The sequence below is a fragment of the Streptomyces sp. NPDC001492 genome (genome assembly GCF_053597275.1).
In genome coordinates this window covers 37,151-58,153 of record NZ_JBSFHW010000015.1, presented here as the reverse complement: position 1 = coordinate 58,153, position 21,003 = coordinate 37,151, and the positions used below count along the sequence as shown (strand labels likewise).

Annotated in this window: 17 protein-coding genes and 3 pseudogenes; 13 read left to right on the top strand and 7 right to left on the bottom strand. The window is 71.8% G+C overall.

What is annotated here, in order from left to right; all coding sequences use genetic code 11:
* The first annotated feature begins 14 nt into the window (after positions 1 to 14).
* From ACWC1K_RS20520 to ACWC1K_RS20500, 5 genes are all read left to right on the top strand, one after another.
* Positions 15 to 1,031 carry an asparaginase gene (locus tag ACWC1K_RS20520; protein WP_450833121.1) on the top strand — a complete coding sequence of 339 codons (1,017 nt, stop codon included), beginning with the start codon at positions 15 to 17 and terminating at the stop codon, positions 1,029 to 1,031.
* Positions 1,032 to 1,277: 246 nt separating this feature from the next.
* On the top strand, positions 1,278 to 2,687 hold the full coding sequence (aspA, locus tag ACWC1K_RS20515; protein WP_450833120.1) for an aspartate ammonia-lyase: 1,410 nt from the start codon (positions 1,278 to 1,280) through the stop codon (positions 2,685 to 2,687).
* A gap of 45 nt (positions 2,688 to 2,732) precedes the next feature.
* Positions 2,733 to 3,662 carry a glutaminase gene (locus ACWC1K_RS20510; protein ID WP_450833118.1) on the top strand — a complete coding sequence of 310 codons (930 nt, stop codon included), beginning with the start codon at positions 2,733 to 2,735 and terminating at the stop codon, positions 3,660 to 3,662.
* A 168-nt stretch (positions 3,663 to 3,830) separates the two neighbouring features.
* Complete coding sequence (mptB, locus tag ACWC1K_RS20505; RefSeq protein WP_450833117.1) at positions 3,831 to 5,225, top strand: polyprenol phosphomannose-dependent alpha 1,6 mannosyltransferase MptB; 1,395 nt, start codon at positions 3,831 to 3,833, stop codon at positions 5,223 to 5,225.
* Entirely contained in the window at positions 5,222 to 6,568 is a 1,347-nt protein-coding gene (locus ACWC1K_RS20500; protein ID WP_450833115.1) for a glycosyltransferase family 87 protein, read from the top strand. Before mptB ends, ACWC1K_RS20500 begins: the two co-directional genes overlap by 4 nt.
* A gap of 83 nt (positions 6,569 to 6,651) precedes the next feature.
* On the opposite strand, the pseudogene ACWC1K_RS20495 reads toward ACWC1K_RS20500, so the two are convergent.
* Positions 6,652 to 7,254, bottom strand: a pseudogene (locus tag ACWC1K_RS20495) (D-alanyl-D-alanine carboxypeptidase family protein); the annotation flags it as partial.
* A 507-nt stretch (positions 7,255 to 7,761) separates the two neighbouring features.
* Between ACWC1K_RS20495 and ACWC1K_RS20490 the strand changes: the two are divergent.
* Genes ACWC1K_RS20490 through ACWC1K_RS20475 form a run of 4 tightly spaced genes read left to right on the top strand, consistent with a single transcriptional unit; the run spans position 7,762 to position 11,502 of the window.
* Positions 7,762 to 8,700, top strand: coding sequence for an ABC transporter ATP-binding protein (locus tag ACWC1K_RS20490; RefSeq protein WP_450833114.1), 939 nt, complete (start codon positions 7,762 to 7,764; stop codon positions 8,698 to 8,700).
* The gene (locus ACWC1K_RS20485) at positions 8,697 to 9,536 is read left to right on the top strand and encodes an ABC transporter permease (RefSeq protein ID WP_450833112.1); all 840 of its coding nucleotides are present in this window, start codon (positions 8,697 to 8,699) and stop codon (positions 9,534 to 9,536) included. Before ACWC1K_RS20490 ends, ACWC1K_RS20485 begins: the two co-directional genes overlap by 4 nt.
* A 23-nt stretch (positions 9,537 to 9,559) precedes the next feature.
* Positions 9,560 to 10,837 (top strand): sensor histidine kinase, encoded by a 1,278-nt coding sequence (locus ACWC1K_RS20480; protein ID WP_450833111.1) that lies wholly within the window; start codon positions 9,560 to 9,562, stop codon positions 10,835 to 10,837.
* Complete coding sequence (locus ACWC1K_RS20475) at positions 10,834 to 11,502, top strand: response regulator (protein ID WP_450833109.1); 669 nt, start codon at positions 10,834 to 10,836, stop codon at positions 11,500 to 11,502. The genes ACWC1K_RS20480 and ACWC1K_RS20475 overlap by 4 nt, the downstream gene beginning before the upstream one ends.
* A gap of 61 nt (positions 11,503 to 11,563) precedes the next feature.
* On the opposite strand, the gene ACWC1K_RS20470 is transcribed toward ACWC1K_RS20475, so the two are convergent.
* Positions 11,564 to 12,037 (bottom strand): nuclear transport factor 2 family protein, encoded by a 474-nt coding sequence (locus tag ACWC1K_RS20470; RefSeq protein ID WP_450833107.1) that lies wholly within the window; start codon positions 12,035 to 12,037, stop codon positions 11,564 to 11,566.
* 201 nt (positions 12,038 to 12,238) lie between these two features.
* Here ACWC1K_RS20470 and ACWC1K_RS20465 point away from each other — a divergent pair, with 201 nt between their 5' ends.
* The 4 genes and pseudogenes from ACWC1K_RS20465 to ACWC1K_RS20450 all read left to right on the top strand — a co-directional run.
* Positions 12,239 to 13,054 carry an SDR family NAD(P)-dependent oxidoreductase gene (locus tag ACWC1K_RS20465; RefSeq protein ID WP_450833106.1) on the top strand — a complete coding sequence of 272 codons (816 nt, stop codon included), beginning with the start codon at positions 12,239 to 12,241 and terminating at the stop codon, positions 13,052 to 13,054.
* A 58-nt stretch (positions 13,055 to 13,112) separates the two neighbouring features.
* The gene (locus ACWC1K_RS20460) at positions 13,113 to 14,354 is read left to right on the top strand and encodes a CaiB/BaiF CoA transferase family protein (protein ID WP_450833104.1); all 1,242 of its coding nucleotides are present in this window, start codon (positions 13,113 to 13,115) and stop codon (positions 14,352 to 14,354) included.
* A 127-nt stretch (positions 14,355 to 14,481) separates the two neighbouring features.
* The gene (locus tag ACWC1K_RS20455; RefSeq protein WP_450833102.1) at positions 14,482 to 15,534 is read left to right on the top strand and encodes an aldo/keto reductase; all 1,053 of its coding nucleotides are present in this window, start codon (positions 14,482 to 14,484) and stop codon (positions 15,532 to 15,534) included.
* Positions 15,530 to 15,991: pseudogene (locus tag ACWC1K_RS20450) on the top strand (alpha/beta fold hydrolase); the annotation flags it as partial. The gene ACWC1K_RS20455 and the pseudogene ACWC1K_RS20450, both read left to right, overlap by 5 nt.
* Here the strand turns inward: ACWC1K_RS20450 and ACWC1K_RS20445 are convergent.
* The 5 genes and pseudogenes from ACWC1K_RS20445 to ACWC1K_RS20425 all read right to left on the bottom strand — a co-directional run.
* Positions 15,878 to 16,999, bottom strand: a pseudogene (locus tag ACWC1K_RS20445) (sensor histidine kinase); the annotation flags it as partial. The pseudogenes ACWC1K_RS20450 and ACWC1K_RS20445 sit on opposite strands and share 114 nt — an antisense overlap.
* Positions 16,992 to 17,678 (bottom strand): response regulator transcription factor, encoded by a 687-nt coding sequence (locus ACWC1K_RS20440; RefSeq protein ID WP_450833101.1) that lies wholly within the window; start codon positions 17,676 to 17,678, stop codon positions 16,992 to 16,994. The gene ACWC1K_RS20440 and the pseudogene ACWC1K_RS20445, both read right to left, overlap by 8 nt.
* 68 nt (positions 17,679 to 17,746) lie before the next feature.
* Complete coding sequence (locus ACWC1K_RS20435) at positions 17,747 to 18,394, bottom strand: response regulator (RefSeq protein ID WP_450833099.1); 648 nt, start codon at positions 18,392 to 18,394, stop codon at positions 17,747 to 17,749.
* On the bottom strand, positions 18,391 to 19,650 hold the full coding sequence (locus ACWC1K_RS20430) for a sensor histidine kinase (protein WP_450833098.1): 1,260 nt from the start codon (positions 19,648 to 19,650) through the stop codon (positions 18,391 to 18,393). Before ACWC1K_RS20430 ends, ACWC1K_RS20435 begins: the two co-directional genes overlap by 4 nt.
* Positions 19,651 to 19,781: 131 nt before the next feature.
* Complete coding sequence (locus ACWC1K_RS20425) at positions 19,782 to 20,924, bottom strand: ABC transporter substrate-binding protein (RefSeq protein WP_450833096.1); 1,143 nt, start codon at positions 20,922 to 20,924, stop codon at positions 19,782 to 19,784.
* Positions 20,925 to 21,003: the final 79 nt, after the last annotated feature.

Here is a 21,003-nt window from a genome sequence, read left to right as displayed (position 1 = left end):
GTGAACAGGCAGTGATGTACAGCAGCTCTCACGCGGACGCCCCCGCGATCCGTGAACCCCTCCACGCGCCCGTCGCACACGTCGTCCGCGGCGGAGTGACCGAGGGCATCCACTACGGCTCCGTGGTCGTCCTGGGGGCGGACGGCGAGGTCGAGTTCCAGCTCGGCGACATCGAGGCGGCCTTCTACCCGCGCTCCTCGCTCAAGCCCGTCCAGGCCGCCGCCATGGTGCGGGCGGGGCTGCCGCTGGAGGGGGCACTGCTCTCGCTCGCCGCCGCCAGCCACTCCGGCGAGGAACGCCACCTCGCCGGGGCCCGGCGGATCCTGGAGCTGGCCGGCGTCACGGAGGACGACCTGCGCAACGTGAAGGACCTGCCGTACGACCCGGCGGTCCGCGACATGTGGATACGCGAGGGCCGCGAGCCCTCCCGGCTGGCCCAGAACTGCTCCGGCAAGCACGCGGCCATGCTGTACACCTGCAAGCTCAACGGCTGGTCCCTCGACGGCTACCTCGACCCGGAGCACCCGCTCCAGCAGGCGATCGCCGAGATCGTCGAGGACCTCACCGGGCAGCGGATCGCCCGGGTCACCGTCGACGGATGCGGCGCCCCCCTCTTCTCCATCTCCCTGCACGGCCTCGCCCGGGCCACCGCCCGCATCGCCACGGCGGCCCAGGGCACCCCGGAGGCCCGGGTCGCGGACGCCATGCGCGAGCACGCCGAGATGGCCTCCGGCGCCGGCCGTGACGTCGCCGCCCTGATGCGGGCCGTCCCCGGGCTCCTGGCCAAGGACGGCTTCGAGGGCGTGGAGGTCGCCGCCCTGCCCGACGGCCGTGCGGTCGCCGTCAAGATCTCCGACGGCGCGAACCGGGCCCGGATCCCCGTCACCGCCGCCGCCCTCGCCCGGGCCGGCGTCGACCCCGCCCTCCTCACCCGGTTCGCGGGCGAGACCCTCCTCGGCGGAGGCGAACCGGTCGGAGAGATCCGCCCGGTCCGCGCGCTGGAGCCCCTCACGGTCCGGGCCTGCGCCTGACGGCTCCGGTGGCCACCGAGTGTGCGCGGTGGCCACCGGCGGACCCCCGCGCCGGTCGCGCACCAGCCGGATCCACCCAGCCGGCACGTCAACCGCCGGCCCACGAACCGCCGGCCCCGTCACCACCGGGCCGGTGCCTCGACCGGCTCGGGCGGGCGTCACCCCGTACCGCCCGAGCCGGCTCCACCCCACCCCCGACGTCGCCAGCCACCCCACCCTCACCCTCAGAAAGAGGACCCGCACCTCATGACCGCCGCCACCCGCAGCGAACACGACCTGCTCGGAGACCGCGACGTCCCCGCCGACGCCTACTGGGGGGTGCACACCCTGCGGGCCACGGAGAACTTCCCCATCACCGGCACCCCCATCTCCGCCTACCCGCACCTGATCGACGCGCTCGCCGCGGTCAAGGAGGCGGCCGCCCTCGCCAACGAGGAACTGGGCCTGCTGGAGCCGAAGAAGGCCGCCGCCATCGTCCAGGCCTGCCGTGAGATCCGTGACGGCAGGCTGCACGACCAGTTCGTCGTCGACGTCATCCAGGGCGGCGCGGGCACCTCGACCAACATGAACGCCAACGAGGTCGTCGCCAACCGGGCGCTGGAACTGCTGGGCTTCCAGAAGGGCCACTACCAGCACCTGCACCCCAACGAGGACGTCAACCTGGGCCAGTCGACCAATGACGTCTACCCGACCGCCGTCAAGATAGCGACGGTCTTCGCGGTCCGTGGACTGCTCAAGGCGATGTCCGTGCTGCAGGACGCCTTCGCCCGCAAGGCCGTCGAGTTCCGCAACGTGCTCAAGATGGGCCGTACACAGTTGCAGGACGCGGTGCCGATGACGCTCGGTCAAGAGTTCTCCGCCTACGCGGTCATGATTGACGAGGACCGCAACCGTCTTGACGAGGCCGTCCAGTTGATCCATGAGATCAACCTGGGTGCCACGGCGATCGGTACCGGACTCAACGCGCCGGCCGGATATGCCGAGTCGGCGCGCCGTCACCTGGCGGCCATCACCGGCCTGCCGCTGGTCACCGCGGCCAACCTGGTGGAGGCCACCCAGGACTGCGGCGCGTTCGTGCAGATGTCCGGGGTGCTCAAGCGGATCGCCGTCAAGCTCTCCAAGAGCTGCAACGACCTGAGGCTGCTGTCGTCGGGGCCGCGGGCGGGGCTGGGGGAGATCAACCTGCCGCCGGTGCAGGCCGGTTCGTCCATCATGCCCGGCAAGGTCAACCCGGTCATCCCCGAGGTGGTCAACCAGGTCGCCTTCGAGGTGATCGGCAACGACGTGGCCATCACGATGGCCGCCGAGGCCGGACAGCTCCAGCTCAACGCCTTCGAGCCGATCATCCTGCACTCCCTGTCGGAGTCCATCACCCATCTGCGCGCGGCTTGCCTGACCCTCGCAGAGCGCTGCGTGGACGGCATCACCGCCAACACCGAGGCGCTGCGCAAGTCCGTGGAGGACTCCATCGGCCTGGTGACCGCTCTCAACCCGCACATCGGGTACACCGCGGCCACCGACATCGCCAAGGAGGCCCTCGCAACCGGCCGCGGTGTCGCCGAACTCGTCCTGGAGAAGGGCCTGTTGCCCGCCGAACGTCTGACCGACCTGCTGCGGCCCGAGGTCCTCGCGGGCAGCGGCCCCGCCCTCGCCTGAGCCACGGTCGCGCGCCAGGACCGACCCGGAGGCACAATAGTGATCATGACAATGACGTCGGCCTACGCCTACCAGCCGGTCCTGGAGCGCATCGCCGAAGAGATCGGGCGCACCCCCGGCCGAGGCCGCCCCGCCGACTACATCCCGGCACTCGCGGCCTGCGACCCTCGCCGCTTCGGCATGGCCGTCGCCGAACTGGACGGCACGGTGTACGGCGTGGGGGACTGGCGCGAGCCGTTCTCCACGCAGTCCCTCACCAAGGTCTTCACCCTCGCCCTCGACCTGGCCCGCGAGGGCGACGAACTGTGGGAGCACGTGGGCCGCGAACCCTCCGGCAATCCCTTCAACTCCCTGGTCCAGCTGGAGTACGAGAACGGCATCCCGCGCAACCCGTTCATCAACGCGGGCGCCCTCGTCGTCACCGACCGCCTGCAGACCCGTACCGAAGACGCGGCCGGCGAACTGCTGGCCTTCCTGCGCGCGGAGAGCGGCAACCCGGCCCTGGACTTCGACAAGGACGTCGCCGCCTCCGAGGCGGCACACGGCGACCGCAACGCCGCCCTCGCCCATTTCATGGCGTCCTACGGCAACATCGACAACCCGATCCCGGTGCTGCTCGACCAGTACTTCCGTCAGTGCTCCCTCACCGCCTCCTGCGCGGACCTCGCCCTCGCCACCGGCTTCCTGGCCCGCCACGGCATCCGCGCCGACGGCAGCCGGCTGCTCTCCCAGAGCCAGGCCAAGCAGGTCAACGCGGTGATGCTGACCTGCGGGACCTACGACGCCGCGGGCGAATTCGCCTACCGCGTGGGCCTGCCCGGCAAGAGCGGCGTCGGCGGCGGCATCATCGCGGTCGTCCCCGGCCGCTGCACACTGTGCGTGTGGAGCCCCGGCCTCGACGAGCGCGGCAACTCGGTCGCGGGCGTCGCGGCGCTGGACCGCTTCACCACGCTGACCGGCCTGTCGGTGTTCTGAACCGGGCCGGTCCTGTGCCCAACCGGCCCAGCAACCCGGTCAGCCATGGCTGCCCCGGGGAGCGCTGCGGCCGTTCGCTCACGAGCCGGTCATACGCAGGCCCCCGCCCCGAAGGCGGCGCGTCAATTTCCGGCCACCCGGCGTTGACACGCTTCCCGAGTGTTGGCCATGGCTTTCCCCGTCGATCTCCGCCGCTGCCAGGTGCTGGGCCTGGCCGGCACCGCCTTCCTCGCCCTGGGGGGTGAGACGTCCGGCGCCCTGCCCGTGCGGGATCTGCTGGCGCCGGCAACCGCCCGTGCGGCGCTGGGCCTGGTCGGCGTGTACTTCGGCGTGGTGCTGCTGATCGCCGCCTGGGTGCTGCTCGGACGGCTCGTGCGCAGCGCCGAGGCGCCCACCCCGCGCGAACTGCTGCTCGTGCTCGCCGTCTGGGCGGCCCCGCTGCTGCTGGCCCCGCCGCTGTTCAGCCGGGACGTCTACAGCTACCTCGCGCAGGGCGCCATGGTCGACGCCCACATGGACGTCTACGCATACGGCCCCGCCCAGCTCGGCGGCCCCCTGGCAGACGAGGTCGCCCCGCTGTGGCAGCACACCGGCGCCCCCTACGGCCCGGTGTTCCTCGCCGTCGCCTCCGCACTGTCGGGGCTGACCCGGGGCGAACTGCCCGCCGGGCTGGTCGGGATGCGGCTGCTCGCGCTGCTCGGCGTGGCACTGATGGCGGCCGCGCTGCCCCGCCTGGCCCGGCACAGTGGCGCCGATCCGGCCGCCGCGCTCTGGCTCGGCGCCCTCAACCCGCTGGTGCTGCTCCACCTGGTCGCCGGCGCCCACAACGACGCCATCATGCTCGGCCTGCTCGGCGTCGGCCTGGTCGCGGCCCTCGGCCGGTGGCCGGTCCTGGGCGCCGTGCTCGTCACCCTCGCGGCCCTGGTCAAGGCGCCCGCCGTGCTCGGACTCGCCGCGGTCGTCGTCCTCCAGGTGCGGGCAGGGCGCAGCCCGGCGAAGGCAGCCCTGTCGACCGCCCTGGCCGCCGCGGCCACCACCGTCGCCGCAACAGCCGTCGCCGGCACGGGATACGGCTGGATAGGCGCCCTCGACACCCCCGTCTCCCCGCACAACTGGGCCCTGACGAGCCTCCTCGGCCGCGCCACCGGAGCCGTGCTGGAGCGTCTCGGCAGCGATCTCGCCCCCCTCGCCCTGCCGGTCTGGCACCTGCTCGGCCTTGCGATCACCGCGCTCGTCATCGCGGCCATATGGTGGCGGCTGCGCCCCCACCCGGTCTACGCGCTCGGCCTGAGCCTCGCCGCCGTAGCCGCCTTCGGCCCGGCGATCCGCCCCTGGTACGCCCTGTGGGGGCTGTTCCTGATCGCCGCCGCGGCCCCCACCACCTCGGTACGGCACCGGGTGGCGGCCGTGACGGGCGTGCTCGCGCTCGCCACCCTGCCCAGCGGCGGGCCGGTAGACAGCGGGCAGCTGATGCTGGCCGTCTCCGGCGGGGCGCTGGCCGTGGTGGTCCTCTGGCAGGTCCACCAGGCGGCCCAGGCGCCCGCGCTGGGGGAAACCGCATGACCCCGCCCCGCACCGACCGCGGCCGACTGCTCCTGGTCCTCGCTCTCGCCACGGCCGTCACCGCCTTCACCGCGACCGTGCCGCTGCTGCGCGACTGGTTCGACCTGCGCGTCTACTACGGCGCCGTCAACTCCTGGATCCACCACGGCGGACGGCTCTACGACTACCGGGTGCCGGGTACGGCATACGGCTTCACCTACCCGCCGTTCGCAGCCGTCAGCATGCTGCCCATGGCCCTCGTCGGCCTGCGCACGGCGATCGCCGGATCCGTGCTGCTGAACCTGGCGGCCCTGGCCTGGGTCCTGCACGTCCTCACCGAGGGGGCCTGGCGCCGCTACGGCCTGTTCGGCTGCGCCCTGGGCGCGTGCCTGCTCGCCCTGTTCGAACCGCTCCGTGACACCTTCAGCTTCGGCCAGGTCAACCTCCTGCTGCTGGCACTGGTCCTCACCGACGCCTGGCTGCTGACCACGGGGCGGGAGCGCTGGGCAGGTATCGGCATCGGCCTGGCGGCCGCGGTCAAACTCACGCCCGCCCTCTTCATCGGACTGCTCCTGATCGCCGGACGCCGACGGGCCGCGGCGGTCGCGACGGCCGTCACCGCGGCGGCGACAGGCCTCGCCGCCTGGGTGGCCCCGGACGCCTCCCGGTTCTACTGGACCGAGGCCCTGTGGGACACAAGCCGGGTGGGCCGCCTCGACTACGTCTCCAACCAGTCGCTGCAGGGCATCCTGGCCCGGCTCGGCGTGGCGGACCGCGCGGTGTGGGCGGCGGCGGTCCTGGTGGTCCTCGGCATCTGGGCGTGGCGCACCCGCCGGGCCGTCACCGCCGCCGACTGGCCGGCCGCCTTCGCCCTCACCGGTCTGACCGCCTGCCTCGTCAGCCCCATCACCTGGGTGCACCACCTGGTGTGGCTGCTGCCGTCGTTCGCCGTACTGATCCGCGCCGGGCACGCGCGGGTGACGGGCGTTCTGTACGGGGTGCTGTGCACGAGCGTGGTGTGGCTCTGGTTCCACGACGCGTCCGGCGTCGACGGCTTCCTCGGCAGCAACACCTACACCTGGATCACCCTGGGGCTGCTGCTGTGGCTGCCGGTGGGTCAACTCCGCGCCGACAGCATGCCCTTGCGCCGCAGGATCAGCGCCACCGCCCCCGCGCCGAGTGCGACGGCACCCGAGATGACCCCCGCCGTCGGCCACGGTGATCCGCCGTCCGGCGCGACGGCCACGGGCGTGGCGCGCGGCCCCGGGCGGGGCTTGTCCAGCAACGCGTCCAGCGAGCCCACCGGTTCGACCCGCCCCGCGGCCTCGAACCCCCAGTCGAGCAGTTCCCGCGCCTCCTCGTAGACGGTGAAGCCACCGCCCGCCTGAGGGTTCATCACGGTGACCACGAGCGTGCGCCCGCCCCGGCGGGCGGCGGCGACGAGGGTGTTGCCCGCGTCGCTGGTGTAGCCGTTCTTGACGCCGATCAGGCCCGGATACGGCTGCACACCGTCCGCCCCGGTCAGCAGCCGGTTGGTGTTCTCGATCTCGTACGACCAGCCGCCCCCGCCGGGGAACCTCGCCACGGCCGTACCGCAGTACTGCGCGAAGTCCGGATTGCGCAGTCCCGCCCGGCCGAACACCGCCAGGTCGTACGCCGACGACACCTGGCCCGGCGTGTCGTACCCGTCGGGCGAGCGCACCTGCGTGTCGCGGGCCCCCAGCGAACGGGCCCTGGCCTGCATCTGCCCGGCCGTCGTCTGCCAGCCGCCGTTGAGCGAGGCCAGCACGTCCACGGCGTCGTTCCCGGAGTGGAGGAAGACCCCGCGCCACAGATCCGCGATCCGGTACGTCCGCCCCTCGGCGACCCCGACCCTGCTGCTGCCCTCACCGATGTCCTCCAGCTCCTCCTGCCGCACGGTGTGCCGGGCGTCCGCCGGCAGCGCCGGCAGCACGGTCAACGCGAACAGCGTCTTGAGCGTGCTGGCAGGCGGCAGCTTGCGATGGGCATCGTGCGCGGCCAGCACGTTCCCGCTGCGGGCGTCCGCCACCACCCAGGACAACGCGGACACGTCGGGGATCTCAGGCGCCCCGTGGTGGGGCCGCACCAGTGTGCCCTCGCGATACAGGAACGAGGGATCCGGCAGCGCCGCCCGCGGCACACCGGGCGGGGTGGGCTCCGCGCCCGCGGCGACGGGCGTGAACGCAAGGACACCCGCCGCGCAGAGCGCGCAGGCGGTGACGGCTGTCCGGGACGAGAAGTGGATGATCACACGATCAACGTAGGAATCGGCCCGGCGTACGGGACGGTGACCGGGCCGGGAGCGGGGCTCCAGCACCCGGATGCCGCAGTGCGGGGCCCGCGCGGCGGCCGGGACGCCGACTGCGACCAGGCGGAGCCCGCGAGCGGACACCGAGAGTAGCGGCGTAGTACCGCGGTACTACGCGCTCAGCCCGGGTCGGCCTCCCGGTACCACGGGATCGGGCGGATCGGCTCCTAGCGTTGCCGGTGAGGCGTCGGAAGCGACGGACGCCGTAACCCGACAGAGAGAACGCGCATGATCGACGCACGGCAGCTGACCAAGAGATACGGCGACAAGACGGCCGTGGACGGGCTCGATTTCGTCGTGAAGCCGGGCACGGTGACCGGCTTCCTGGGGCCCAACGGCGCAGGAAAGTCCACCACCATGCGCATGATCGTCGGACTCGACGCCCCGACGAGCGGTTCCGTCACCGTGAACGGCCATCGCTACGCCAGCCACCGGGCCCCGCTCCAGGAGGTCGGGGCCCTGCTGGAGGCGAAGTCGATCCACCCGGGCCGCTCGGCGTACAACCACCTGAGGGCCCTCGCGCTGACCCACGGCATTCCGCGCCGCCGGGTCGACGAGGTCATCGACCTCTCCGGACTTGCCAGCGTGGCGAAGAAGAGGGCCGGTGCCTTCTCCCTCGGGATGGGCCAGCGGCTCGGCATCGCGGCCGCGCTGCTGGGCGATCCGCAGACGGTGATGCTGGACGAGCCGGTCAACGGACTCGACCCGGAGGGCGTGCTCTGGATCCGCAACCTGCTCAAGGCTCTCGCCGACGAGGGCCGCACGGTGTTCGTCTCCTCGCATCTGATGAGCGAGATGGCGCTGGTGGCGGACCATCTCATCATCGTGGGCCGGGGACGCCTGCTGGCCGACACCACCGTGGGAGACCTGATCCGCGAGGCGGGCGGCGACACGGTGAAGGTCGCCACCCAGGACCCGGCGCGGCTGCGGGACGTCCTTGCGGGGCCGGGCGTCGACATCACGGGGCGGGTGGGCTCCGAGGAACTGCAGGTGACCGGGCTGACCGCCCGCAGCATCGGCCTGAAGGCGGCCGAGCACGGGATACCGCTGTTCGAGCTGAGCGCGAGGACGGTGTCGCTGGAGGAGGCGTTCATGGACCTGACCAGGGAGGCCGTGGAGTACCACGGATCCACGACCGGGATCGAGACCCTCGGGAGGCCGGCATGAGCACCCTCACCGCAACCGTCGAAGAACCCCGGACCGCCCCCGCCCGCCCCGCCTACCGGGTGACCGGACGGCGCGTGCTGAACTCGGAGTGGGCCAAGCTGTGGTCCCTCCGCTCGACCTGGATCACCCTGGGCCTCGGCCTGTTGTTCCTGGTGGCGTTCGGGCTGATCGCCGCGAGCCGGTACAAGTCCGGGATCAACTCCGGCCACATGGACCGGGACTTCGCCACGTCGACGGCCGTGAGCCTGTCCCTGTTCGGTACGAACTTCGCCCAGCTGGCCCTCGGAGTCCTCGGCGTGCTGGTCACGGCGGGGGAGTACTCGACCGGCATGATCCGCTCCACGCTCGCGGCGGTGCCCCGCAGGCTGCCGGTGCTGTGGTCCAAGGCGGCCGTGTTCGGGCTGGTCGCGCTTGCGGTGGGGACGCTGGGCGCGTTCGTCGCCTTCCTGTTCGGCAGCGGCATCGTCTCGGGCACACCCGCGGCCATGAGTTTCTCGCACGCGGGTGTGCTGCGCAGCCTGCTGGGCGCCGGGCTGTATCTCGGCCTGGTCGGGGTGATCGGCACCGCGCTGGGTGCGCTGCTGCGGTCGGTGGCCGGCGGGATCTCGGTGCTGGTGGCCACCTTCATGCTGATCCCGGGACTGATCTCGCTGCTGCCGAGCTCCTGGCAGGACAACATCAGCCCCTACCTGCCGTCCAACGCAGGAGAGTCGCTGTTCGCCCTGACCCACGACTCGACGACCCTGTCGCCCGGCGCCGGGCTCCTGGTCTTCCTCTGCTGGACGGCGCTGGCGCTCGGCGGCGCGGCCTACCGGCTCGCGCGCAGCGACGTCTGACGCACCATGGACAGGTGACGTCCGTGACCACCGATGACATCAGCGGGATGGGACCGCTGGTCGCCCGTCTGTCCCGGGGCGGCCAGCGGCTCAGGCAGGCCGACCGCAACCGTCCGTGGGTGCTGGACACCGCCGTCGTGGTCCTGGTCTTCCTGATGTTCTGCCTGCCCGACCTCCTGCACGGCGGTACCGGCGACGGCGACGGCCCGCGCCGCTTCCGGCTCGTCTTCACCCAGCTGCCCCTCGCCGGGATGCTGGCACTGCAGGCCGGACTGGTGCTGCCCCTGCTCTGGCGGCGGCGCAGGCCCCTGGCCGCCTTCGGCGTCATCGCCGCGGTGTTCGTCCTGCAGTGGTCCCTGAACGCGGTGCTGCGCGCGGACATCGCCCTCTTCGTCGCCCTGTACAGCCTGGCCCTGCACGGGCGGCTGAAGCAGCTGCCATGGGCCTGCGCCGCCATGGCGGGCGCCATGGTGCTGGTCGCCCTGCGGGTGTCCGCGGCCATGTCCGTCTGGGACGCGCTGTTCTTCCTGCTGAGCACCACGACCGCGGCCCTCGCGCTCGGCCTGATGGTCCGCATCCGCCGGGCCCAGCTGGCCGGACTGCGGGAGCGGGCCGCCCGGCTGGAGATCGAACGGGACCAGCGCAGCAGGCTGGCCGCGGTGACCGAACGCACCCGGGTCGCGCGCGAGATGCACGACATCGTCGGCCACAACCTGTCCGTCATCATCACCCTCGCCGACGCCGGCGCCTACGCCAGTGACCTCGCTCCCGAACGCGGCAAGGAGGCCCTCCAGCTCATCGGGGACACCGGCCGCCAGGCCCTGGGCGAGCTGCGGCGCGTACTCGGTGTGCTGCGCGAGGCGGTGGACGGCCCTCCGGCCGGGCCCGAACTCAGCCCGCAGCCCGGCATCGCGGACATCGACGCCTTGTGCGCCAAGGTGCGCGCCGCAGGACTGGAGGTCGTCTACCGGACCTCCGGCGACGTGGACGCCCTCGACAGCGGAGTGCAGCTGACGGCGTACCGCATCGTCCAGGAAGCCCTCACCAACACCATCAAACACGCCGACACCGACACCCGGGTGCACCTGGCGATCGTCGAGACGGACACCCGGCTGACCATCCGGGTCCAGGACACCGGCCCGGCGACAGCGCCGGGGCCGCACGAGGAAGGGCACGGACTGGTGGGCATGCGGGAGAGGGCGGCGCTGTACGGCGGGACCGTCAGCGCGGGACCGGCGGGCGGCGGAGGCTGGAGCGTCGAGGCCGTCCTCGACCTCACGCCCCAAGGCGGTGTCCGGTGACGACGGTGCTCGTCGTGGACGACCAGCCGCTGCAACGCTACGGCTTCCGCATCCTCCTGGACTCCGTCGCCGAGACCGAGGTCGTCGGCGAGGCCGCCCACGGCGCCGAGGCCGTACGCAAGGCCGCCGAACTGCGCCCGGACGTCGTCCTGATGGACATCCGGATGCCCGGCATGGACGGCATCGAGGCCACCCGCCGCATCGTCGCCGCCGGCGAGCGCTCGCGCGTCCTCGTGCTCACCACCTTCGACCTCGACGAGTACGTCCACGCCGCCCTGCGCGCCGGGGCCAGCGGCTTCCTCCTCAAGGACGCGCGCCCCGAGGAACTCCTCGCCGGCATCCGTGCCGTCGCGATCGGCGACGCGGTGATCGCGCCCGCGCTCACCCGTCGCCTCCTGGACGAGTTCGCCCAGTACGTGCCCGCGCACCGGGGCGGCCTCGTCGAGGACCCGAGGCTGACCTCCCTCACCGACCGCGAGCGCGAGATCCTCGTCGCCGTCGGCAAGGGCTGGACCAACGGCGAGATCGCCGCGCACTTCGTCCTGTCCGAATCCACCGTCAAAACCCATGTGGGCCGCGTCCTCGCCAAGATCGGTGCCCGGGACCGCATCCAGGCCGTGATCTTCGCCTACGACCTCGGACTCGCGCGGCCCAGCACCGAATGAACCGCCCAGGGCCGCCCGGGCAGCCCCCTGAGGGGTGCGGGCTCAGCCGTTCGCCCAGGCGTCAAGCCCCGCCTGTAGTGGGTGTCGGCACCTGCGGAGGGGGACCCTGGGTCCACACCACCCGCAGGCTCGAGGCGGAGATCCGCCACCCTTCGGCCGTCCTGACCAGTTCGGCATCGGCGTGCCCGGCGGAGATGAAGACGCCGCCGGTGCCGTCCGCCAGGACGTGGGTGCTCAGCTGGGCGCCACGCGTGGTGGCCCGCTCACCGTCGATCTCGATGATCGCGTTGGTGCCCATGTGCACGGTTCGGTCGAAGAGCGCCATGCCCTGCCGGACCCGGGCCAGCAGAGCATCGCGGCCATGGACGGTGCCGATGGGCATCTCGGCGGTGACGTCTTCGGTGTGGAAGGCGCGGGCCCATTCCTCGTCGAAGACCCCCTCGTCCAGGGAACGCAGGTAGCGGTCCAGCAGATCGGTGATCTCGGCACGGTCGGTCAGGGTCTGCAGCTGTCGCTGCATCTCTTCGATGTCCATGCCTGAAGGCTCGTCCCTCAAGCGCAGTTGAGGTCAAGGGGCACAGGAAACCGACCCGGGGGTGACCATCAGGCACTTCACCCCCGGCGATGTGGAGCACCGGCCGGACCTCGCCGAACCACGCGTGGGCCGAGGTCCCCGACCGGGCGGGCGTAAGATCACGCAGGCCCGATTTCCGGTTGATGAGGAGGCCCAACGGCCATGTCGGACAAGCGTGTTGTAGTGGTAACCGGCGGAGGCACCGGCATCGGTGCCGCGACTGCCCGGCTGCTTCGGGCCGGCGGACACGAGGTCGTCATCGGTGGCCGACGGCCCGAGCCGCTGCAGCGCGTCGCCGACGAAACGGGTGCCCTTCCGCACGTAGCCGACCTCACGGATGCGACCGCCGTGGGCGAGCTCGTCGAGGCCACGGTCTCCCGCTACGGCAGGCTCGACGGACTGGTCCTCAACGCGGGCGTCGGACGCAGCGGCGCGGTGGGAGATCTCTCGGACGAGACATGGGAGTTGGTGATGCGCACCAACCTGACGGGCCCCTTCCTGCTGCTGCGCGCCGCACTTCCGCATCTGCTGGAGACCCGTGGTTCGGTCGTTGCCGTCGCCTCCGTCGCGGCGCTGCGCAACGGGGTCGGCAACGCCGCGTACGCCACCTCCAAGGCCGCGCTGCTTCAACTGTGCCGCTCGCTGGCCGTCGACTACGGCAGCCAGGGGCTGCGCGCCAACACGGTGTGCCCCACCTGGGTGCGCACCGAGATGGCTGATCGTCGTATGGCCCGCTTCGCCGAGGAGTCCGGGCTCGGAGGCGGCGTGGACGAGGCCTACGAAGAAGCGACGAAGCTGGTGCCCGCGGGGCGCCCCGGCGACCCGTCCGAGGTCGCCGAGGCGATTGCCTGGCTGCTCTCGCCCGCAGCGTCGTTCGTCAACGGCGCGGTACTCACGGTGGACGGCGGAGTATCGGCACGCGACGCGGGAACCCTGGCGTTCGACTTCAGCGTCGAGCGCCGCGACGCCGGCCGATGACGGGCAGTGCGTTCGCGCCGGCGGCCGCGTGAGCAAAACGATCACAGGAGGAGGGTGCGTGAGCACTCGGGACAACGCACCGGACGGGCCGTCCGGCGTTCTCGGCGGAGTCGGGCGCGGCGCGCTGGAGGGTCTGCGCATCGCCGACTTCTCCCGGGTCCTCGCGGGGCCCTACGCCACCATGCTGCTCGCCGATCTCGGCGCCGACGTGGTGAAGGTGGAGCGGCCGGGCACGGGGGACGACACCCGGGCCTGGCGGCCCCCGACCGACCGGGACGGCACGTCGACGTACTTCCTGAGTGTCAACCGCAACAAGAGGTCCGTCGCCCTGGACCTCACGACCGAGGCCGGCCTGGAGCAGGCGCGTGCCCTGGTCGCCGAGTCCGACGTCCTGGTGGAGAACTTCCGCCCCGGCACGATGGAGCGCCTGGGGCTCGGGCATCGCGAACTCCTCGCCCGGCACCCGGGGTTGGTCTACTGCTCGATCAGCGGGTTCGGGGCCGGTGCCGGTGCGACGATTCCCGGATACGACCTGCTCGTGCAGGCCGTCGGCGGTCTGATGAGCGTGACCGGGGACCCGGCAGGGGAGCCCACGAAGGCGGGCGTGGCACTCGTCGACGTGATCACCGGTCTGCACGCCACACTCGGCGTCCTTGCCGCCCTCCGGCACCGGGACGCCACCGGGGAAGGGCAGCGCGTCGAGGTCAATCTGCTCGGCTCGCTGCTGTCGGCCATGGTCAACCAGGCGTCCGCGTTCGCCGTCGCCGGTGTGGTTCCGGGGCGCCTCGGCAACGCGCACCCGAGCATCGCGCCGTACGAGACGTTTCCGGCCGCCGATCGTCCCCTCGCGATCGCGGTGGGCAACGACCGGCAGTTCGCGGCGCTCGCCGAGATCGTCGGCGAGCCCGGCCTCGCGCTCGACGACCGCTTCCGCACCAATGCGGACCGGGTCGCCCATCGCACCGAACTCAGGGACATCCTGAGCGAACGACTGGGCGCCGCGGGCGCGGACCACTGGTCGTCGGTCCTGCTGGCCGCGGGCGTGCCCGCCGGACCGGTCAACACCCTCGACGAGGCCTTCGACTTCGCGCGGAAACTCGGTGTTCCCGGCATCATCGACATTCCCGCCGCACCCGCCCACGGAGCCGGCACACCCTCCCGCCAGATCGCGAACCCCATCGCCCTGGGCAGGACACCCGCCCAGTACCGTCTGCCGCCGCCGCACCTGGGACAGCACACCGCGGAAGTTCTCCACCGCAGTGCCAGGCAGGCCTGCACGCCGGACGAGTCGGCCACCTGACCGTTTTGACGTGGGCCCCCGTCGTCGGCCGACGAGCGGACGGGTCGGGTCGCCCTTGCGGTCGAGTGCACTCCACGTCCTAGAGTCACGCTTCCGACCCGCCCCCCGCCAGCGACGGAGCACCGCAATGCGCTATCGAGTCCTCGGCAAGACCGGCATCGAGGTCAGCACGCACTGCCTCGGCACGATGATGTTCGGTGCCGTCGGCAATCCCGACCACGAGGACAGCGCCCGCATCATCCATGCGGCACTCGATGCGGGCATCAACTTCGTCGACACCGCCGACATGTACTCGGCCGGCGAATGCGAGGAGATCGTCGGCAAGGCTCTCAAGGGCAGACGCGACGACGTCGTGCTCGCCACCAAGGTGCACTTTCCGCTGGGGGAGGGGCGCAACCGCAGCGGCAATTCGCGCCGCTGGATCCTCAAGGCGGTCGAGGACAGCCTGCGGCGCCTGGACACGGAGTGGATCGACCTCTACCAGGTGCACCGACCCGACCCCACCACCGACATCGAGGAGACACTGTCCGTCCTCACCGACCTGGTCAGGGCGGGCAAGATCCGGACATTCGGCTGCTCCACGTTCCCCGCCGAGGACCTCGTCGAGGCCGATCATGTGGCGGAGCGGCGCGGACTGATGCGGATGCGCACGGAGCAGCCGCCGTACTCGCTGCTCGCGCGTGGCATCGAACGGGCCGTGCTGCCCACCGCGCAGCGCCTCGGCATGGGCGTGCTGACCTGGTCGCCGCTGGCCTCGGGATTCCTGTCCGGCGCCTACCGCGCGGGCCGCCCCGTCGACCTCACCGCCGGTCGCGCCAGACTCACCCCGCACCGCTTCGACCCCGAGGCCCCGGGCAACCCGGCGAAGTTCGAGGCCGTCGAGCAACTCGTCGCGCTCGCCGAGGAGATGGGCCGTACCCTGCCGGAACTGGCCGTCGCCTTCCCGCTGGTGCATCCGGGCGTCACATCGGTGATCATCGGTCCGCGCACCATGGACCAGCTCGCGTCATTGCTCAAGGGGGCCGATCTGCTGCTCGACGACGCGGTGCTCGACCGTATCGACGAGATCGTGGCGCCCGGCACCGACCTCTACCGGGCCGACGGCGTCTGGCAGCCGCAGTCGCTCACCGAGCGCACCTTGCGCAGGCGCCCGGAAGGGGAGCGGGCGGCCGCGGATTGACCGGGCCGGACGTGATCGGCCTTGCGGCGACGGCCGGGAGTGGTCGGTCCATGCCGAGGCCCTGACCGACCGCTGCCACGTGATCGTCCCCGATCTGCGCGGCCACGGCCGCTGCGAGGTGCCGGAACAGGGCAACACACCGCAGGAGATGGCGGACGACCTGGCCGCCCTGGTCGAGGCGCTCGGCCACGGCCCGGTGCCGGCCGTCGGCCACTCCATGGGCGGACAGGTGGTCGAGCTGCTCGCCGTACGGCACCCGGAACCGGTCCGGTCGGTCATCGCTTTCGGTCCCGCGCACGGAGCGCACGGCGCCGAAGTCGACGGGAGCGCCGATCTATTGGGGCCCGCTCGGGGACGAGGACTGCGGTGCGCCGGGAAGTCGAATCGTGACGACCAGGCCGCCGGTGGGGCGGGGTGCGAGGTCGAGGGTGCCCTCGTGGGCCCGGACGATGCTGTGCACGATGGCCAGGCCGAGGCCGACGCCGGCATGTTCGTCGGAGCGTACGCGTTCCGTTCCGCGCTGGAAGGGTTCGGTGAGGGTCGGTACCAGCTCCGGCGGGAGCGGCGGGCCGGTGTTCTCGACCCGCAGCACACCGACGTCGTGCTGAGTTTCGGTGTGGACCGTCACGGTTCCGCCGGCGGGGAGATTGTGCACGATGGCGTTCTGGACGAGGTTCGTCACCATCCGCAGGATGAGCGCCGCGGAGCCCAAGGTCTGTGTCGGCTCGCCGGTGACGTCCAGCGTGATCCGGCGCTTCTCGGCAAGAGGAAGCAGCGTTTCGGCGGCTTCCTCGGCCATGAGGGAGAGATCGACGGGCTCGCGCGTGAAGCTCCTGGCGTCGGCGCGGCTGAGCAGCAGGAGGGCCTCGGTGAGGTTGATCGCCCGCGTGTTGACGGTGTGGAGGCGCTCGATGAGTTCGCCCTGGTCCCGCGTCGGGTCCTTGCGGGCGGCGTCGAGGAGCGTCTGGGAGATCGCCAGCGGGGTGCGCAGCTCGTGGGACGCGTTCGCGGCGAACCTCTGCTGCCCGGCGACGTGGGACTCCAGTTGTTCAAGCATGGTGTCGAACGTGTCGGCGAGTTCGCGGAACTCGTCCTCGCGGCCTTCCAGGCGGATCCGGTGGGACAGCGACCCGTTCGCGGCCATCCGTGCCGCCTCACCGATCCGGGTCAGCGGCACGAGCATCCGGCCGGCGAGGAGCCAACCACCCAGGAGGCCGAAGACGAGGAGGAAGGCCAGTGCTACGGCTGCGGCGGGCACGAAGCCGCGCAGGGCGTCGGAGCGGTTGAACCCGGTGATGATGACCACGCCGAACCTGTGCTGGATGGCTTTGGGGTCGTCGGTCCGGAGCCAGCGCAGCACGAACACCCACATCACGGCCAGCAGGAGAGCGCCGGCAAGGAGAAGGAATCCGGCGTAGCTGAGGGTGAGTTTCAACCGGGCGCTGAGCCCTGGGCGTCTATTCATGCGTGCCGCCGGGTGGGGTGCTGGTGTCGATGCGGTAGCCGACGCCCGGCACCGTGGCGATGAGCCATGGTTCCCCGAGTCGTTTGCGCAGGGCGGAGACGGTGATCCGGACGGCGTTGGTGAAGGGGTCGGCGTTGTTGTCCCAGGCCCGCTCCAGCAGCTCTTCGGCGCTGACGACTCCGCCTTCGGCGGCGACGAGGACCTCTAGCACGGCGAACTGCTTGCGGGTGAGCGCGACATAGCGTCCGTCGCGGAAGACCTCCCGGCGGAAGGGGTCCAGCCGCAGGCCCGCGATCTCGCGGATCGGGGGCCGGGCGTGCGCGCGTCTGCGGTCCAGCGCCCGCAGCCGCATGACCAGCTCCCGCAGCTCGAACGGTTTGGTGAGGTAATCGTCGGCGCCGAGCGCGAAGCCGGACGCCTTGTCGTCGATCCGGTCGGCGGCGGTGAGCATGAGGATCGGGATACCGCTGCCGGAAGCGACGATGCGCCGGGCGACCTCGTCACCGGACGGGCCGGGGATGTCCCGGTCGAGCACCGCGAGGTCGTAGGAGTTGACGCTGAGCAGCTCCAGGGCGCAGTCGCCGTCGCGGGCGATGTCGGCGGCGATCGCCTCCAGCCGCAGACCGTCACGGACGGCTTCGGCCAGGTAGGGCTCGTCCTCCACGATCAGCACACGCATGGGTGCAGCCTAGGCAGCGGAACATATCGCCGACGTATGCAACGGCCCGCATACCGCTGCTCCGGTGCTCAGGTGAGTTCCAGCAGGCCCCGGCGGACCGCCTCGGCCACCGCAGCCGCCCTGTTGTCGACGCCGAGTTTCCGGTAGATGCGCACCAGGTGGGTCTTCACCGTCGCCTCCGCCAGGTACAGGGCCCCCGCGATGGAGCGGTTGCTGTGTCCGTCGGCCATCAACCGGACGACCTCCTTCTCCCGCTGCGTCAGCTCCGGCGCGGGGCTGACCACCTGCCCGACGAGGTCGCCCACGACCTCCGCCGCGAGGCCCAAGCCGCCCTCGGCGGCGCTGCGTACGGCCCGGAACAGGTCCTCCGGCGGCCCCGCCTTGAGGACGTAGCCGCGCGCGCCGGCCTCCAACGCGCGCACGACGTCGGCCCGTCCGGAATAACTCGTCAGCATCACCACAGGCATGCCCGGAGCCTCGGCGGCCAGCCGGCGGATCGCCTCGATCCCGTCGATGCCGGAGTTCGTGCCCGCGAAACGCAGATCCATCAGCACCACGTCGGGCCCCAGCTCGAGGGCCAGCCGCACGGCCTCCTCCCCGCTGCCGGCCTCCGCGATCACGTCGAGGTCGGCTGCGCCCTCCAACAGGGCGCACAGCCCGGCCCGTACGACCGGATGGTCATCGGCGATCAGAACGCGAAGTGCTGCGCCCGTCATCGGGCCGCCGCCACGGACAGCGGCGCTTCCGCCCCGGGCCGCGACGGCCGGCGGGGGACGCTGGCCCGGATCCGCGTGCCCTGCCCCGGGGCGCTGTCGACAGCCAGGTCACCGCCCTCCCGGCGCAGCCGCTCCCGGGCCGAGGGCAGACCGAAGCCCCGGCCCGACCGGAGAGTCCCGCCGAGGCGGGCGGGGTCGAAGCCGACACCGTCGTCGCACACCTCCAACTCGACCCGGTCGGCGAGATGGCGCAGCGTCACGGACACGCTGGACGCGTGTGCGTGCTCGCGGACGTTCGCCAGCGTGCTCTGCGCCACCCGGAAGAAGGCGGTGGCCGCGTGTTCGTCCAGACCGGGGGCCGGGGTTCCCACCGTGTGGAACCTGACGGGCCCGGGCCCGCCCAGCTGGTGAGTCCGGGCGCACAGCAGCCGGAGGGAAGCCGTCAGCCCGTCTTGGGCGACGGTGGGCGGGGCAAGGTCCTGGATGATACGCCGGGTCTCGGCGAGCCCCGCGTCCAGACCGTCGGCGACGGCGCGCACGCGGCTGCGGGCGACCTCGGGCCGCTCCTCCCAGTCCCGCTCGGCCGCCTGCAGCAGCATCAGGCTCCCGGACAGTTCCTGGGCGAGCGTGTCGTGCAGATCCCTTGCGATGCGCGCACGTTCCTCGAGCGCTCCGCTGCGGTGCCGCTCGTCCGCCAGTACGTCCCGTGTACTGCGCAGTTCCTCGACCAGCCGCTGCCGCTCCGCGACGTTGCGCTGCTGCGTCCGGTACAGAGCCACCGTGCCCCAGACGGCCACCACCGGGATCAGCACCATCTCCGGGTCGAAACCGCCCGCGGTCCGGGTCAGCTGACCAACGAGCAGGGCCGTGATGGCGGCCAGCGCCGCACCGGCTGCACGGTCCCCGAGCGTGTACAGCGCCACGCACGCCAGCGGCACGGCACACCAGACGTAGGCGCCGGCCAGAGGCGGCGGGGTGATCAGGACGAGGATCGCCCACAGCAGGAGGAGGACGGCGACCCAGACGTACCGGGCGCGCCCGTCGAGCCTGGGCCGCAGCGCCAGCCCGGCCGCGTAGGTCACGGCCAGCAGCCCGCTGACGGTCACGATGTCCCAGCACAGCGGGATGTTCAGCCGGGCGAGACGGACCAGTGCGGCGCCGACCACGAGGAAGAACACCAGATGCGGCAGCTGGCTCGCAGCGAACCGTCTGCGGCCGGCCGGCACGGAAGCGCGGACGGACCCGGGATCGGACACGACAAACCCCCTGGATGAAAGATCCATTGGGACAGGGGTTCGAGTCTATCCACGGTCCGTATGACGCATGTGAAGAGCGGGGCTGTGCGACCGCCGTACGGAGCGTACGGAGACGGCAGCCCCGCCGACGCTCAGGCTCCCGGGTGCAGCCCGGGCCAGCCCGGCGTGGGGTCGCCCTTGACCTCACCGAAGTACAGCGCGAACGTCTGTTTCCAGCGTTCCACCTCGGCGCGGTCGGCCATGAAGCGGGGGAAGCCGTCCACGTGCGCGTTGGGGTATTCCCAGATCTGCTTCAGACCGGCCGGGGGAGTGACGTCGGTCCGTACCGACCAGCCGTTGAAGGACGCCTGCTGGTGCTCCGTGGACAGCTGCCAGTTGAGGAACAGCTTGGCTGCCGTGGAGTTCTTGGCCTGCTTGAGGATCGCGGCCCGCTGGCCCCAGGCCATGAACGGGTGCGGCGCGTCGATCGCGAACTTCACCGGGGACGACCCGGTCGCCGAACCCGAGGTGCCGATGCCGATCGGCTTCCGACCGCCGCGGACGGCGTCGCCGGGGGAGTTGCTGCCGCGCGCGAACTGCACCTCCTGGGCGGCGAGTTCGGCCACCCACTGCCACCCGTACTGCTGGGCGTACAGCGTGTAGAGGTACAGCACGGCGTCGTCGTCGTGCGGGTACGACGAGGCGATCTTGCCCTTCCACTTCGGGTCGACCAGGTCGCGCGGGGTGAGCTGCACGTCCGAGCCGAGTGCCGCGGTGCTGTACAGGAAGCTGAAGGCGATCGCACTCGTGGCCACCCATGCGCCCTGCGGGTCCTTGAACTTGTCGTAGACCTTGGAGAACCCGGCGGGCTTGTAGTGCAGCAGACGCCCCTGCTGCTTCCAGCGGTCGAAGTCCTGGAGGGTCTGGAACTGCACCACGTCCGGAACGAGGGTGTCGGTGGCGAACTGGTTGTCCACCCGCACGTCGTGGTACTTGCTGTAGTCGACGATCAGCGTCAGGTCGATGTCCGGAAAGCGGGCCTTGAAGGCGGCCTTGGTGCCGTCCTGCTGAGTCGGTGTGTCACCGCCGGCGTAGACGACCAGTTTCCCGCCCTCCGCCAGAGCGGCCCGGTAGAGCTCGTCGAGGGACCTCGCCTCCTCCTGCCGGGACGACCGCCCCGACGCGGCGGCGGGCGAGGCCGACGCCGGAACCGCCGAGGCGCCGAAGGCACCGGCGCCGAGGGCGGCACCGGCGCCCACGGCGAGGACACGTCGTCTGCTGGGGAAACTGGGCATGCCAGGAGACCTCTCTCAGGGGGTGGCGTAAGCGGCCCGGTGCGCGCCACGGGCCGTGGTCATTCTTGTGCGGCCGGAG

What these genes read in the sequence shown, in the direction of transcription:
- ACWC1K_RS20520 (WP_450833121.1), top strand. Translation starts at nt 15, where the DNA reads ATGTACAGCAGCTCTCACGCGGACGCCCCCGCGATCCGTGAACCCCTC.
- aspA (WP_450833120.1), top strand. Translation starts at nt 1,278, where the DNA reads ATGACCGCCGCCACCCGCAGCGAACACGACCTGCTCGGAGACCGCGAC.
- ACWC1K_RS20510 (WP_450833118.1), top strand. Translation starts at nt 2,733, where the DNA reads ATGACAATGACGTCGGCCTACGCCTACCAGCCGGTCCTGGAGCGCATC.
- mptB (WP_450833117.1), top strand. Translation starts at nt 3,831, where the DNA reads ATGGCTTTCCCCGTCGATCTCCGCCGCTGCCAGGTGCTGGGCCTGGCC.
- ACWC1K_RS20500 (WP_450833115.1), top strand. Translation starts at nt 5,222, where the DNA reads ATGACCCCGCCCCGCACCGACCGCGGCCGACTGCTCCTGGTCCTCGCT.
- ACWC1K_RS20490 (WP_450833114.1), top strand. Translation starts at nt 7,762, where the DNA reads ATGATCGACGCACGGCAGCTGACCAAGAGATACGGCGACAAGACGGCC.
- ACWC1K_RS20485 (WP_450833112.1), top strand. Translation starts at nt 8,697, where the DNA reads ATGAGCACCCTCACCGCAACCGTCGAAGAACCCCGGACCGCCCCCGCC.
- ACWC1K_RS20470 (WP_450833107.1), bottom strand. Translation starts at nt 12,037, where the DNA reads ATGGACATCGAAGAGATGCAGCGACAGCTGCAGACCCTGACCGACCGT.
- ACWC1K_RS20465 (WP_450833106.1), top strand. Translation starts at nt 12,239, where the DNA reads ATGTCGGACAAGCGTGTTGTAGTGGTAACCGGCGGAGGCACCGGCATC.
- ACWC1K_RS20455 (WP_450833102.1), top strand. Translation starts at nt 14,482, where the DNA reads ATGCGCTATCGAGTCCTCGGCAAGACCGGCATCGAGGTCAGCACGCAC.
- ACWC1K_RS20440 (WP_450833101.1), bottom strand. Translation starts at nt 17,678, where the DNA reads ATGCGTGTGCTGATCGTGGAGGACGAGCCCTACCTGGCCGAAGCCGTC.
- ACWC1K_RS20435 (WP_450833099.1), bottom strand. Translation starts at nt 18,394, where the DNA reads ATGACGGGCGCAGCACTTCGCGTTCTGATCGCCGATGACCATCCGGTC.
- ACWC1K_RS20425 (WP_450833096.1), bottom strand. Translation starts at nt 20,924, where the DNA reads ATGCCCAGTTTCCCCAGCAGACGACGTGTCCTCGCCGTGGGCGCCGGT.